Origin of the sequence: Mesorhizobium sp. LNJC394B00, from assembly GCF_000502555.1 — a bacterium.
Taxonomy (GTDB): Bacteria; Pseudomonadota; Alphaproteobacteria; order Rhizobiales; family Rhizobiaceae; genus Mesorhizobium.
On the sequence record NZ_AYWH01000029.1, the window covers coordinates 1 to 12717 of the forward strand.

14 protein-coding genes and 1 pseudogene are annotated in these 12717 nt (G+C 64.0%); 9 read left to right on the forward strand and 6 right to left on the reverse strand.

Going from position 1 to position 12717, the window contains the following annotated elements:
• Window positions 1-345 precede the first annotated feature (345 nt).
• From X751_RS135115 to X751_RS135100, 4 genes are read left to right on the forward strand one after another with little or no spacing between them, the layout of a single operon-like run.
• Window positions 346-1890: a DUF4173 domain-containing protein gene (locus X751_RS135115; RefSeq protein ID WP_023746473.1), complete on the forward strand. Its 1545-nt coding sequence runs from the start codon at window positions 346-348 to the stop codon at window positions 1888-1890.
• Between the two features lie 4 nt (window positions 1891-1894).
• A complete protein-coding gene (locus X751_RS135110) occupies window positions 1895-2590 on the forward strand; it encodes a response regulator transcription factor (protein ID WP_023746474.1) in 696 nt (231 codons plus the stop codon).
• Window positions 2578-4173, forward strand: a complete 1596-nt coding sequence (locus X751_RS135105) for a HAMP domain-containing sensor histidine kinase (protein WP_023746475.1) — start codon at window positions 2578-2580, stop codon at window positions 4171-4173. The genes X751_RS135110 and X751_RS135105 overlap by 13 nt, the downstream gene beginning before the upstream one ends.
• Window positions 4174-4203: 30 nt before the next feature.
• Window positions 4204-5370: an FAD-binding oxidoreductase gene (locus X751_RS135100; RefSeq protein WP_023726010.1), complete on the forward strand. Its 1167-nt coding sequence runs from the start codon at window positions 4204-4206 to the stop codon at window positions 5368-5370.
• A gap of 204 nt (window positions 5371-5574) precedes the next feature.
• Here X751_RS135100 and X751_RS135095 read toward each other — a convergent pair whose 3' ends face one another.
• From X751_RS135095 to X751_RS1000000168700, 3 genes and pseudogenes are all read right to left on the reverse strand, one after another.
• Entirely contained in the window at window positions 5575-6306 is a 732-nt protein-coding gene (locus X751_RS135095; RefSeq protein WP_031247461.1) for a DUF72 domain-containing protein, read from the reverse strand.
• Window positions 6307-6449: 143 nt separating this feature from the next.
• Window positions 6450-6584 carry a hypothetical protein gene (locus X751_RS1000000168345; protein ID WP_023746478.1) on the reverse strand — a complete coding sequence of 45 codons (135 nt, stop codon included), beginning with the start codon at window positions 6582-6584 and terminating at the stop codon, window positions 6450-6452.
• A gap of 115 nt (window positions 6585-6699) precedes the next feature.
• Window positions 6700-6948, reverse strand: a pseudogene (locus X751_RS1000000168700) (GNAT family N-acetyltransferase); the annotation flags it as partial.
• 165 nt (window positions 6949-7113) lie between these two features.
• Between X751_RS1000000168700 and leuD the strand changes: the two are divergent.
• The 5 genes from leuD to leuB all read left to right on the forward strand — a co-directional run bounded on the left by leuD (window position 7114) and on the right by leuB (window position 11014).
• Window positions 7114-7719 carry a 3-isopropylmalate dehydratase small subunit gene (gene leuD, locus X751_RS135090; RefSeq protein ID WP_023671688.1) on the forward strand — a complete coding sequence of 202 codons (606 nt, stop codon included), beginning with the start codon at window positions 7114-7116 and terminating at the stop codon, window positions 7717-7719.
• A 64-nt stretch (window positions 7720-7783) separates the two neighbouring features.
• Complete coding sequence (locus X751_RS135085; protein ID WP_023746479.1) at window positions 7784-8707, forward strand: hypothetical protein; 924 nt, start codon at window positions 7784-7786, stop codon at window positions 8705-8707.
• 306 nt (window positions 8708-9013) lie between these two features.
• Window positions 9014-9397: a RidA family protein gene (locus X751_RS135080; protein WP_023683820.1), complete on the forward strand. Its 384-nt coding sequence runs from the start codon at window positions 9014-9016 to the stop codon at window positions 9395-9397.
• Between the two features lie 13 nt (window positions 9398-9410).
• Entirely contained in the window at window positions 9411-9761 is a 351-nt protein-coding gene (locus X751_RS135075) for a VOC family protein (RefSeq protein WP_023671691.1), read from the forward strand.
• 149 nt (window positions 9762-9910) lie between these two features.
• Complete coding sequence (leuB, locus tag X751_RS135070; RefSeq protein WP_023746480.1) at window positions 9911-11014, forward strand: 3-isopropylmalate dehydrogenase; 1104 nt, start codon at window positions 9911-9913, stop codon at window positions 11012-11014.
• A 12-nt stretch (window positions 11015-11026) separates the two neighbouring features.
• On the opposite strand, the gene X751_RS1000000168355 is transcribed toward leuB, so the two are convergent.
• The 3 genes from X751_RS1000000168355 to X751_RS135065 form a co-directional block, all read right to left on the reverse strand.
• Entirely contained in the window at window positions 11027-11332 is a 306-nt protein-coding gene (locus X751_RS1000000168355) for a DUF805 domain-containing protein (protein WP_023746481.1), read from the reverse strand.
• Entirely contained in the window at window positions 11286-11672 is a 387-nt protein-coding gene (locus tag X751_RS1000000168360; RefSeq protein ID WP_245265862.1) for a hypothetical protein, read from the reverse strand. Before X751_RS1000000168360 ends, X751_RS1000000168355 begins: the two co-directional genes overlap by 47 nt.
• 70 nt (window positions 11673-11742) lie before the next feature.
• The gene (locus X751_RS135065; RefSeq protein WP_023746482.1) at window positions 11743-12465 is read right to left on the reverse strand and encodes a DUF805 domain-containing protein; all 723 of its coding nucleotides are present in this window, start codon (window positions 12463-12465) and stop codon (window positions 11743-11745) included.
• Window positions 12466-12717 lie beyond the last annotated feature (252 nt).

The window sequence follows — 12717 nt, forward strand, 5'->3', positions numbered from 1 at the left end:
GGCGGACGCATAGGGGGAGAGAAGTGTCACCTATGTATCCGGTTCAAAGTGTTACCCATCTATCGGCTGGACAACCCGCCGTAAGCGCAGGTCCTGCACGAAAACTGCACATCTCTGCGGAAAACCTCCTCCGCTGCGCCCTGCCGTATCCATGCGCAGCCACCACAACAGCGGCATGCAACAGCGAAACCGTTGGTCCCTGCCCTATCGTCTCAGCAGCGAAAGCTGGTGGCTGGTCGATCCGCCTCGCACGGAGGCCGGCCTTTGCCTGGAGGCAAGCCTGCTCCCTTTTACCCCCAGACATCCGCCCGTCGGCCGGATCCAGCCCATCAGGAAAGTCCGAGCATGACGCAGTCCCTTTCCCCGACCTTTTGCCGCCGTTTCGGCATCGCCGTCCTGCTCGTGGCGCTGGCGGATTTTTTCTTTTACGGCCAGCCCGCCGGGATCACGGTGCTGCTGTTTGCCATCCTGATCGCCGGCGCGGTGGTCGCTGTGCATCCTGCCGCACTGAATTCCACCCGACCCTGGCTCAAGCCGGCCGCTTTGTTGGTCGCGCTGCTGCCGCTGGCCGAGAACGTCAGCCCGCTGTCGGTGGCGATAGCTGTCGTGGCGCTGGTGGTGTTTGCGCTGTCCCTGTCCGGGCGGCTGCGGCACGGCATCGCCCGCATTGCCGGCCAGGTCGCGCTGTTCCTCCTGGCGGCGCCGCTGCGCCTTATCCGTGACTTTTTCCAATGGCGCCGCACGGTGCGCCGGCTTGGCGGCCGCCGCATCCACCTGGCGTCCATCATCGTCTGGGTCATGCCGGTGACGCTGGGCGCGGTGTTCCTGCTGTTGTTCGGCACCGCCAATCCAGTCATCGAATACTGGCTGTCGCTGATCGACCTGATGAAGCTGCTCGATCTCATCCAGCTGGCGCGGATCGTCTTCTGGCTGTTCGTGCTCGCCGGCGTCTGGGCTTTCCTGCGGCCTCGCCTGCCGCGCTTGCTGCGCCGACCCCCACGCCGCCTTCCACCTTTGGCGCCGCCTGCAGCCGTGGCCGCACCGGCCGCGACAAAATCCGCCACGACGATCGAGGCCGTCGTCTTCGGCAAGGCCGCGATCTTGCGCGCGCTGATCGTCTTCAATGCCCTGTTTGCGCTGCAGACCGGGCTCGACGCCGCCTATCTCTGGGGCGGGGTCGCCCTTCCCGACGGGTTGAGCTATGCCGCTTATGCGCATCGCGGCGCCTATCCGCTGATCGCCACCGCGCTGCTGGCCGCCGGCTTCGTGCTGGCGGCGCTGCGGCCGGGCAGCGAAACGTCAAGCGATCCGCTGATCCGCCGACTGGTCTATGCCTGGGTGGCGCAGAACATCGTGCTGGTCATTTCGTCGATTCTCAGGCTCGATCTCTATATCGGCGTCTATGCACTGACCTACTGGCGCATCGCGGCTTTCGTCTGGATGGGGTTGGTGGCGTCAGGGCTTGTACTGATCATTGCCCGCATCGCGCTTGGAAAATCCAACGAATGGCTGCTCTCCGCCAATCTTGCGACGTTATCGGCGACGCTTTATGCCTGCTGCTTCATCAACTTCGCCGCAATGATCGCCAATTTCAATGTCGACCATTCCCTTGAAATGACCGGCGACGGCACGCCTATCGATACCGAATATCTGCGCTCGCTCGGCGCTGCCGCCATGCCGGCGCTGGACCGCCTCTACATGCACCAATTCGGAAACCAAACCACCTGTCTGGCCGACCAAATGATGATCGACGACACTATCGCCGAGCAGAAGCAGTGGCGCGCCTGGAGCTTTCGCGGCTGGAGGCTCCTGCAGGTTCTCGACAAGAGAGGTCCGCTCGTGCTTCCTCCACCTACCCAGCCCTCGCAACCTTCAGTGCCGGACCGTTAGATCCATGCCGCATCAGATCCTGGTCGCCGACGACGATCCGCACATTCGCGAGATCATCTGCTTTGCGCTGGAAAAGGCCGGGATGAAGACGCAGGCCGTGTCCGACGGCGCCGCGGCCCTGCAGGCGATCGAGCGCCGCGTGCCCGACCTCGTCGTGCTCGACATCGGCATGCCGGAGATGGACGGGCTGGAAGTCTGCCGGCGGCTGAGGCAGCGCTCCGACGTGCCGGTTCTGTTCCTGTCCGCGCGCGACGAGGAAATCGACCGCATCCTCGGGCTCGAAATGGGCGGCGACGACTACGTGACGAAACCGTTCAGCCCGCGCGAACTGGTGGCGCGCGTCAACGTCATCCTGCGCCGCGCCCGCCCGGTGGCGCCGGACCCCGCCGATGACAAGAACTTTGCGCATGGCAAGCTCAGCCTGGTGCCGGCCAGCCATGGCGCCAGTTTCGACGGCAAGGCGCTGGCGCTGACGGCGATCGAATTCTCGATCCTGAAAGGATTTCTGGCGCGGCCGGCGCATGTGCTGGGGCGCGACCTGGTGGTCGCTAGCGCCTATGCCGCCAACATCCATGTCGCCGACCGTACCGTCGATAGCCACATCCGCAACATCCGCGCCAAGCTGGCGGCGGCAGGCTGTCTCGACGCCATCGAAACCGTGCATGGCGTCGGTTTCCGGCTTGGCCGATGCGGCGCCTGAGCGACGCCAAGTGGATCGGCACCAAATGGCGGCCAAGGCTGGCCACCGTGGTCCTCGCCATCCTCATCATGGTGCTGGCGCTGCCGCTGGTCGGCCTGTTCTTCTTCCGGCTCTATGAAAACCAGCTGATCCGCCAGACCGAGGGCGAGTTGATCGCGCAAGGCGCCGTCATCGCCGCCATCTATGCGCAGAATATCAGTGACGCCGGCATTGCCCCGGAGAAGCTTGGGGTGCCGATGCAGGCTGACAGCGGCGACGCCAGCCGCGGCGAGGATTCGCCGTACCAGCCGATCGAGCCAAGTCTCGATCTCGCTTCCGACTACCTGCTGCCGACCCGACCCGCCGGCGTCGCTGCCGCCACCGATCCGGCCTTCGCGGCGATCGGCGCCAGCCTGTCCGGCATTCTCGACACGACGCAAAAAACCACGCTGGCCGGCTTCCGGCTGCTCGATCCGCGCGGCGTTGTCATTGCAGGGCGCGATGAGGTCGGACTGTCGCTCGCCCATGTCGAAGAGGTGCGCACCGCCCTTGCCGGCCACTACGCCAGCGTGTTGAGACAAAGAATTCCCGACCAGCCGCCACCGCCCCTCTATTCGGTCAGCCGCGGCACGAAAGTTCGCGTCTTTGTCGCCATGCCGATCGCGGTCGACGGCCATGTCGCCGGCGTGATCTACCTGTCTCGAACGCCGAACAACATCGTCAAGCATCTCTATGGCGAACGCGGCAAGGTGACGCTGGCGGCCATCGCCATGCTCTTCGGCACGCTGCTGATCGCGCTGGTCTTCCTGCGCACCGTCAGCCGGCCGATCTACGCGCTGATGGAGCGCACGAGGCGCATCGCCGCCGGCGACCGCGACGCCATCCGGCCGCTCGACCATCACGGCACGCGCGAAATGGCCGAGCTGTCCGCCGCCTTCCTCGACATGGCCGAAAAGCTGCAGGCGCGCTCCGACTCGATCCAGACTTTCGCCACCCATGTCTCGCACGAGCTCAAATCGCCGCTGACGGCGATCCAGGGCGCGGCCGAACTCTTGCGCGATTCCGGCGAGGCGATGGACGCGGCAGAGCGCAAGCGGTTTTCCGGCAACATCGTCAACGATGCCGGAAGGCTCAATCTGCTGGTGCGGCGCCTGCTCGATCTGGCGCGCGCGGAAAACCTGGCGCCGAGCGGCGAAAGCACGTCGCTCGATGCGGCGCTGGCATTGCTGCCGGTGGACGGCAGGCTGGCTGTGACCATCGAGACGGGCGGCGAAACTGGTCTGCGCATATCGGCCGAGAATGCGGCGATCGTGCTTGCCAACCTGATCGACAATTCCGCCAGGCACGGCGCGACCCAGGTTTTGCTGGCGGCTGCCAGCGCCGAAGGCAAGGTGACCATTGCGGTCAGCGACGACGGCGCCGGCATCTCGCCGAGCAACAGGGCACGCATTTTCGAGCCGTTCTTCACCACGCGGCGCGAATCCGGCGGGACCGGCATGGGCCTAGGCATAGTGCTGGCCCTCCTGAAAGCGCATGATGGCACGATCGCGCTGGTTGACTCCGGGCGCGGCACGCGCTTCGAGATCATTGTGCCGGGGGCATGAAGGATGCCGGCGGCCGGATCGGAGAAAAACGTGCGCTACGACATCGTCATCATCGGCGGAGCCATCGTCGGCTCCTCGGTCGCCTACTACCTTCGCGAGGAAGGCTTTTCCGGCTCCATCGCGCTGATCGAACGCGACCCGCAATTCGCCCATGCGGCAACGACGCTGTCCATGGCCTCGATCCGTCAGCAATTCTCGATTCCGGAAAATATCCGGCTGTCGCAGTTCACGCTAAACCTATTCCGGCGGCTGAAGGAGACCTTCGGCACCGACGCCGATATCGGTTTTCGCGAAGGCGGCTATCTCATCCTGGCCGGCGAGGCCGGGTTGCCGATCCTGAAAGCCAACCACCAAGCACAGGTCGCCGAGGGCGCCGACATTCTGCTCGAGGATGCCGACCAGCTGGCAAAGCGCTTTGCCTGGCTGTCGACCGAAGGCATCAGCGCCGGCGCCTTCGGCCGCACCGGCGAGGGCTGGTTCGACGCTCATGCCATGTTGACGCTGTTTCGCAAGGCATTGCGTGACAGACAAATAGATTTCATCGCCGCCGATGTCACCGGCATTGAGAGGCAGGGCAACCGCGCCACCGGCGTGGACCTCGACAATGGCGAAAGACTGCAAGCCGGCATCGTCGTCAACGCCGCCGGGCCGAATGCCGGCAAGGTGGCCGGCATGGCGGGACTCGTGCTGCCCGTCGAGCCGCGCAAGCGCAACGTTTTCGTCTTCGAGGCGCGGGAAAAATACGTCGACATGCCGCTGCTGGTCGACCCATCCGGCATCTATGTCCGGCCTGAAGGCTCGGTCTATCTCACCGGCGGCGCCGAACCGGAGGAGGGCGATGGCCCCGCCGACCCCCGGGATTTCGACGTCGACTGGCCGCTGTTCGAAGAGGTGATCTGGCCCGTGCTGGCAACCCGTATCCCTGCCTTCGAGGCGATCAAGCCGACACGCGCCTGGGCCGGCCACTACGACTACAACACGCTCGACCAGAATGCGGTGATCGGCCCGCATCCCGAGGTCGGCAATTTCATCTTCGCCAACGGATTTTCAGGCCACGGCCTGCAGCAGGCGCCGGCCGCCGGTAAGGCGCTGGCGGAGTTGTTGGTGCATGGCGGGTATCGGACGGTGGATTGCTCGGCGTTTGGGTACGCCAGAGTGGCTGAGGGAAGGGCGTTCCGGGAATTGAATGTGATTTGAGGCGGCAAAAGCTCACTGTCGAGTTCCCGCCTACCCCCCTCTGCCCTGCCGGGCATCTCCCCCGCAAGGGGGGAGATTGGCAGCTTCGGCGAAGGCGCCATTCTTGCAACGTCGGCGATTGGCGAAAGCGGTCGCGGCATCTGATCTCCCCCCTTGCGGGGGAGATGGCCGGCAGGCCAGAGGGGGGTGCTGTCCCGCGAGAGTCTAAGCAACCATCGCACTGACAGCCATCGCGTTGCCCAGTGCATGCCCGGCGGCCGTGTTGTCGAAAATGCCCCAGACCTCTGCGCCGGAAACTGCCGCTGCTTCCACTTGCCGCGCAAACCGGTCGAGCGTTTCGGCATCGTAGCCCGAATAGTAGATGCGCGGCGCGCCGTGCCAGCGGAAATAGGCAAGGCCGGGCCAGCCACCCGGCCCTGCTGCCTCCGCAACCGGGGTCGGGTCAACGGCAACGCGCGTGATCCGGTTGTCGACAAGGAGTGCGTCGGCCTCGGCGCCGAACCAGCTGGGATGGCGCGGCTCGCATGCCAGCCTTGCCAGGCTACGCCTGCCCAACATGTCGAAGAAGCCGCCGGCGACCTCCGGCTCGAAGGGCAGGCTTGGCGGCAGCTGCACCAGAAGCACGCTCAGCTTTTCGCCGAGACCTTCGACCTGCCCGAGAAAGTCCTCTGTCAGCCCCTCGCAATCGGCGAGGCGATGCTCATGGGTCATGCTCTTCGGTGCCTTGACCGCGAAACGGAATCGCTCCGGCACGGCGTGCGCCCAGCGCTCATAGGTCTCGCGGCGGTGCGGTTTGTAGAAGGAGGTGTCGATTTCCACGACCGGAAAGCATTTTGCGTAACGTTCGAGATGCGACCCGGGCTGCGGAAAGTCAGCCTTGTATCGAGACGGAATTCCCCATCCGGCGGTGCCTATCAGAGATCGGCGATTTCCCATGCTGCGGATTTGGACCGGATGAAGCGCGGGTCAAGGGCGACAAGGAGGCGTTGCTACGCGGGGTCCTGAACACCGTTCCGGATTGCCCGAGAACCTTGCCCGCCTTGACTGCCCAACCCGATCGGCGATTGCGCCACGCGGCGTCAGTGCTCGCGGGAGAACCAGAACGCGTCGGCCATTCGCTTCATGCCGATACGCTCGTAGAAGCCGACGGCGTCGGGCATCGAGATCAGGCTGATGGCGACCGAAGGCCCAAGCTGCCGGCGGGCCTCGTCCATCAGGCCCTTGCCGATGCCGNGAGATCAGGCTGATGGCGACCGAAGGCCCAAGCTGCCGGCGGGCCTCGTCCATCAGGCCCTTGCCGATGCCGAGGCCTTGCGCAGATTGGGATACGGCGAGCTCTGAGACGTAGCACACCCAGGAAAAATCGGTGATGGCCCTGATAACCCCGATCAGCGGCCTGCCTTCGATGTCGAGCCGCGCCGTCAGCACCAGGTTCGCGCCCGAAAGCATCGCCTGCAGCCGGGCGTCGTCATCGACGGGGCGTGTTTCGCCGAGCGTGGATTCGACCAGCACGCGGCGGAATTCAGCGACGTCGATCTCAGGCTCCCTGGCATAGATAATCTTCGATTGTGCGGTCATGGGCGTAAGGTGCACCAACGGCAGCCGGTTTTAAAGACAGTGCCGCGCCGATCTTTCGATCGGGCCGCGCACCAACAGTTGCCTTTTATTTGCCGGCGGCTTTGTGTAAACCGGGCGCAGCAAACCCTGACGCAACGAATTATCGATCAAGAACGGGCAAAAGCCATGGAAAAATTCACCAAGCTCACCGGCGTCGCCGCACCGATGCCGATCGTCAATGTCGACACCGACATGATCATCCCCAAGGATTATCTCAAGACGATCAAGCGCACCGGGCTCGGCAGCGGCCTGTTCGCCGAAATGCGCTACAAGGACGATGGCTCGGAAAACCCCGACTTCGTGCTCAACAAGCCAGCCTACCGCAAGGCGCAGATCCTGGTCGCCGGCGACAATTTCGGCTGCGGTTCGAGCCGCGAACACGCGCCGTGGGCGCTGCTCGATTTCGGCATTCGCTGCGTCATCTCGACGTCGTTCGCCGACATTTTCTACAACAACTGCTTCAAGAACGGCATTTTGCCGATCACCGTCAGCCCGGAAGATCTGGAGAAACTGATGGACGACGCCTCGCGCGGCTCCAATGCGACGGTATCGGTCGACCTCGAGGCCAAGGAAATCCGCGGCCCCGACGGCGGCGTGGTCAGCTTCGACCTCGATGACTTCAAGCGCCACTGCCTGCTGAACGGCCTCGACGATATCGGCCTGACCATGGAGAAGGCCGGCGCCATCGCCTCGTTCGAGAAGAAGAACGCTGCCGAGCGTCCTTGGGCCTGAGTGGTACGAGATGGCCCGGCCGCCACAAAGCCGGGTTCGTGGCGGCTGAACGGAGGGGACAGTCATGACACGTTTTCTTCTTGGCGGCGCCTGCGCGCTGGCGTGGATGCTGATGCCGGTGGCCGGCGCGCAAGCACAGACCGACACGGTCCTCGTGCCGGCAGAAGATCCGTCCGCCGCCGATCCGGGCGCGTCGAACAATGCGGCCCTGGCGGACGATGACAGCCAGGGGCCGGTCCCGTTCGAGGGCGGGCAGCTGACCATCACCCAGCCGGAGCAGGATGGCGAGAAGGTGCTGGCCTATGACGGCAAGCAGCTGGCCAGCAATTATGACGTGTTCTTCGACAGAACAGTCAAGGTCGGCGGCGTCGACGTGGCGCTGGTCGATGTCGGCGACGGCGGCAACCAGTGCGGCCCGGCCAAGGTCATCGTCTGGAAGCCGGAAGGCGGCGAGATACAAAGCCTCAAGGTCGAACAGGACGAATGCGGCGCGCCGCCGGCGGCGGTGGCCGACAACGCCATCTATTTCGTGCCGTATCTGTTGCCGGGCGATACGAAGCAAGCGCTGCAATGGTCGCCCAGCGACGGGCTGACGATCTCGGGCGACCTGACCTACGCGCCGGAGCGGGGTACGGACTGGAAGGACGTCGATCCGGCCAAATACCAGAACATCATCGACGCCTTCCACAATGAGGCCGTCTACAAGGCGGCGCAGACGCTACTCGGCGACACCATGCCCGACATGGCGACCAGCCTGCTGGTCGGCGGCGGCACCGAAAAGACGGCGTCGGGCGCCTTCTACGCCACCGGCTGCGTGCCGCACGCATGCGGCAGCAATGACGGTTTCATGGCGGTCGACCCGGCCAAGCACACGCTCTACTTCGCCCGCCGCGGCGACAATGGCGAGCCGCAGGCCTGGCCGCCGGTGGCGGACTGGCCGGCGGATGTGAAGGAAGCAATGGACAAGGCGCAGGAGTCGGGGAACTAGGGTTTGCGGCAGCGCGGCGAACACTCGGTGTTCATGCTTGTTCCGTCGCGATCCGTCACACCCCCCTCTGCCCTGCCGGGCATCTCCCGCTCAAGGGGGGAGATCAGACGTCACTCTGGCTTTCGCCAATCGCAAATGTGGAAAGCGAGAAAGGCGTCCGAACTGCTAATCTCCCCCCTTGAGGGGGAGATGGCCGGCAGGCCAGAGGGGGGTGCTGTCCCGCCGACGACCAAGATTTGCACCTGACTTGGCCCATGGCCTGGCCGGCCCTTTCCTGCAAAGTGTCCGAAACCACAGCGAGGCTCCATGCGCACACTCATCTCCACCGGTTCGCCCTTCGAAAAAACCGCCGGCTATTCGCGCGCGGTGGTGCAGGGCGACTGGTGCTTCGTGTCGGGAACGACCGGCTACGACTATGCGACGATGACCATGCCGGAAACGGTGGAGGCGCAGACGCGCAATTGCCTGGCGACCATCGCGGAGGCGCTGAGGGATGGCGGCTTCGACATGGCCGATGTGGTGCGGGCGCATTACTACATCACAGACCGGGCCATCGTGGACGTCGTCTTCCCCATCCTCGGCGAGGCTTTCGGCGAGATCAGGCCGGCGGCGACGATGATCGTGTGCCAGCTCAACAAGCCGGAAATGAAGATCGAGATCGAAGTCACGGCGCTGCGGCGCACGGCTTGAAGAGGCCAAAGCCATGACGGTCCGGCGCATCGTAGCCAATATCGGGACGCAGGACGCGGCGGCGGCGAAACGCTTCTATCAGGACGTGCTTGGCCTCGATGTGCTGATGGATCAGGGCTGGATCGTCACCTACGGGTCCGACGAACGGATGCAGGTGCAGATCAGCTTCATGGCCCAGGGCGGCTCCGGCACGCCGGTGCCGGACCTCTCCATCGAGGTCGACGATGTCGATGCGGCGCTGCAAGGCATGAAGGCCGCCGGCTTTGCCGTCGAATACGGTCCGGCCGACGAGCCGTGGGGCGTACGGCGGTTTTATGTGCGCGATCCATTCGGCCGGTTGGTGAATATTTTGTCGCATAAGTGATTTGTTCCTCTCCCCCGCCTCTGTCGAGGGCGAGGAACCCAGGTTCTGAGAGGCGGGCGCCGTCGTAGCGTTCTTCATCCCCTTGCGCCGCAAGCTCTTGGCGTTTAGCAAGGCCGCGGTTTCTCCAAACAGTGTTGGGACGGTTCTCCATGGCTTCGAAAAATCTTCTCCTGCTCGCCGGCGATGGCATCGGCCCCGAGGCGATGGCCGAGGTGAAGAAGCTGATCGCGGCCATGAACGCAAAGCTCGGCAGCGGTTTTGCCACTGATGAAGGCTTGGTCGGCGGCTGTGCTTACGACGCGCATGGCGCGGCGATTTCCGACGCCGACATGGCAAAGGCGATGGCTGCGGATGCGGTTCTGTTCGGCGCCGTTGGCGGGCCGAAATGGGACAAGGTGCCTTACGAGGTGCGTCCCGAGGCCGGGTTGCTACGGCTGCGCAAGGATATGGAGCTGTTCGCAAATCTGCGCCCCGCCATCTGCTATCCGGCGCTGGCGGCGTCCTCCTCGCTCAAGCAGGAGGTGGTCGAGGGCCTCGACATATTGATCGTGCGCGAGCTTACCGGCGGCGTCTATTTCGGCGAGCCGAAGCAGATCATCGATCTCGGCAACGGCCAGAAGCGCGGCATCGACACGCAGGTCTACGACACGTTCGAGATCGAGCGCATTTCCGGCGTCGCCTTCGAGCTGGCGCGCACGCGCAAGAACCACGTGACATCGATGGAAAAGCGCAACGTCATGAAATCCGGGGTGCTGTGGAACGAGGTCGTCACCCAGACCCAGAAGACTCGCTATGCCGACGTCAAGCTCGACCACATGCTGGCCGATGCCGGCGGCATGCAGCTGGTGCGCTGGCCAAAGCAGTTCGACGTCATCGTCACCGACAATCTGTTCGGCGACATGCTGTCCGACATCGCCGCCATGCTGACCGGATCGATCGGCATGCTGCCGTCGGCCTCGCTCGGCGCGCCCGATGTGAAGACCAAGAAGCGCAAGGCGCTGTACGAGCCGGTGCATGGCTCGGCGCCCGACATTGCGGGACAGGGCATCGCCAACCCGATCGCCATGATCGCTTCGTTTGCCATGTGCCTGCGCTACTCCTTCGGCATGGTCGATGAGGCCGACAAGCTCGAAGGCGCCATAGCCGCCGTGCTCGACGACGGGCTGCGGACGAAGGATATTTTGTCCGAGGGCATGACCGAAGTCGGCACTGTCGCAATGGGCGATGCCGTCATCGCCAAGTTCCTGGGATGAAGGGAACCGCAGCTAGATCCCTACGCCAGCTGGCACCTGTCCCCATTGGTTTTCGCCGAGTTGAGAGGGGATCACTCCGAGAACGATGAAGGCGATGGCGTTCAGAGCCGGGGCGAAGCAAAGCAGGGCGAACCATCCGCTGAGGCCGATGTCGTGCAGGCGACGGACGAAAAGGGCGACGAGCGGCACATATATTGCGAACACGAAAAGCAGGGCGGGGATATACCCGATGGAGGTCCTGGGACCATTTCCAAAACCGCTTATCGCAAGGTTAAGTAGAGCGCCGAAGCCGAAAAAAGCGACAAACAAGATGATCAAGCCGAAATAGAATGCCAGAATTCCTTTCGGCGCGCGCGTCCATTGAAATGGCGTAATCTGCTATCACAGCGCGCCGAAAATAGGCCCATAGTCCCAGCGCAGGCTGATCCGCCACCATATGGCCGGATTGTGCCGGGCGTTCTGCGCTCATTGGCGATGTGGCCGATACGACTATGTCATGCGCGTCGCCATCATCAGGCTCAAATTCGACAGCTGTGCCCCTGGCAAGAAGCGCGCCATGGCGAAAGTCGGCGCGTGTAAACAGATAGCGTTTGCCGTCGAAGCCGTTGATGTAGCCGTAATCATGACCTTCGTCGAAGTGGCAGACCGTACCGCGCATGCGACTCCCCCTTGTCTCGCACGGATGATGCTACCGAAGGTTGCATGCGATTTCAACACTGGAGGTGGCTCTAGACCGCAACGCTGTGCGGCACCGGCCCCCACTGGTTTTCGTGGGCCTGGGTCGGGATCAATCCGAGTATCAGCGCGAGGATCAGCGTAGCCGGAGCGAACATGAAGGTGATTGCGAAGTAAGGTATTGCCAGCCAGCCGGTCAGGCCGATGTCGTGCAAGCGGCGCACGACGAGCCCGACCCAGGGCAGGAACGTCGCTAGCCAAAACAGCCCCCAGACGCCGATCATCACAATCGGCCAGTTGCCGGCATCGAAATTGCCGACGGCCTGGTCGGCGAGGGCGCCGGCAATTCCGACCAGGATGAAGCTGACGGTCCAGAACAGGCAGTAGCCCCAGAATTCCTTGCGGCGGGCGCGTTCGGCGAAGTTGATGTAGTTGCGCGTCACGCCTCGCCAGAAATAACCCGGCAGTCCGCTATCGCGAACCGCGCCGTCTTCCGCCAGGCGGCCGAAATGCTGTGGCGCGGCTGAAGCGGCAGCCGCCTTGGGCGGCGCGGCGCTTGCCGCTGGCGCAGCGGTGGCGGGACTGGCGGGCTGGGCGCGGATTGAAAAAACGTCGCGCGCCTGACCGCTTGCCGGCAGAAACTCGACCACGACGCCGTTCGCGATCACGGTATCACGGCGCAGATCCTCGCGCGCGAAGGTGTAGCGGTTGCCGTCCGCCCCGGTGATGAAGCCGAAACCCTGGGCCTCGTCATAGTGAAGAACTTCGCCGCGCATTTAGCCTCGCCCCCGTGTAGGCACAGACTGTTCAAAGTTGCGGCGGACTGCAAGGGGTTGGACGAAATGGAGGGTAAACGGTTCAGGCATGAGTTGCTTCATTTTCCCGTCCGTTGGCGCTGCCCCTCACCTGCCTGCCGGCATCCTCTCCCCGTATAGTGACGGGGAGAGGGGCGCGGTGTCCGAACCGGATAGATAGGTAACAGAATGGACCGATAGCATGGGTGACAGTTTTCTTGTCCGCCGGAGGAC

Coding starts and splice junctions, on each gene's coding strand:
- X751_RS135095 (WP_031247461.1), bottom strand. CDS start 6,306: ATGGGAAATCGCCGATCTCTGATAGGCACCGCCGGATGGGGAATTCCG.
- X751_RS135080 (WP_023683820.1), top strand. CDS start 9,014: ATGCGCACACTCATCTCCACCGGTTCGCCCTTCGAAAAAACCGCCGGC.
- X751_RS135105 (WP_023746475.1), top strand. CDS start 2,578: ATGCGGCGCCTGAGCGACGCCAAGTGGATCGGCACCAAATGGCGGCCA.
- X751_RS135115 (WP_023746473.1), top strand. CDS start 346: ATGACGCAGTCCCTTTCCCCGACCTTTTGCCGCCGTTTCGGCATCGCC.
- X751_RS135085 (WP_023746479.1), top strand. CDS start 7,784: ATGACACGTTTTCTTCTTGGCGGCGCCTGCGCGCTGGCGTGGATGCTG.
- X751_RS135065 (WP_023746482.1), bottom strand. CDS start 12,465: ATGCGCGGCGAAGTTCTTCACTATGACGAGGCCCAGGGTTTCGGCTTC.
- X751_RS135075 (WP_023671691.1), top strand. CDS start 9,411: ATGACGGTCCGGCGCATCGTAGCCAATATCGGGACGCAGGACGCGGCG.
- leuD (WP_023671688.1), top strand. CDS start 7,114: ATGGAAAAATTCACCAAGCTCACCGGCGTCGCCGCACCGATGCCGATC.
- X751_RS1000000168345 (WP_023746478.1), bottom strand. CDS start 6,584: ATGGACGAGGCCCGCCGGCAGCTTGGGCCTTCGGTCGCCATCAGCCTG.
- X751_RS1000000168360 (WP_245265862.1), bottom strand. CDS start 11,672: ATGCGCGGTACGGTCTGCCACTTCGACGAAGGTCATGATTACGGCTAC.
- X751_RS135110 (WP_023746474.1), top strand. CDS start 1,895: ATGCCGCATCAGATCCTGGTCGCCGACGACGATCCGCACATTCGCGAG.
- leuB (WP_023746480.1), top strand. CDS start 9,911: ATGGCTTCGAAAAATCTTCTCCTGCTCGCCGGCGATGGCATCGGCCCC.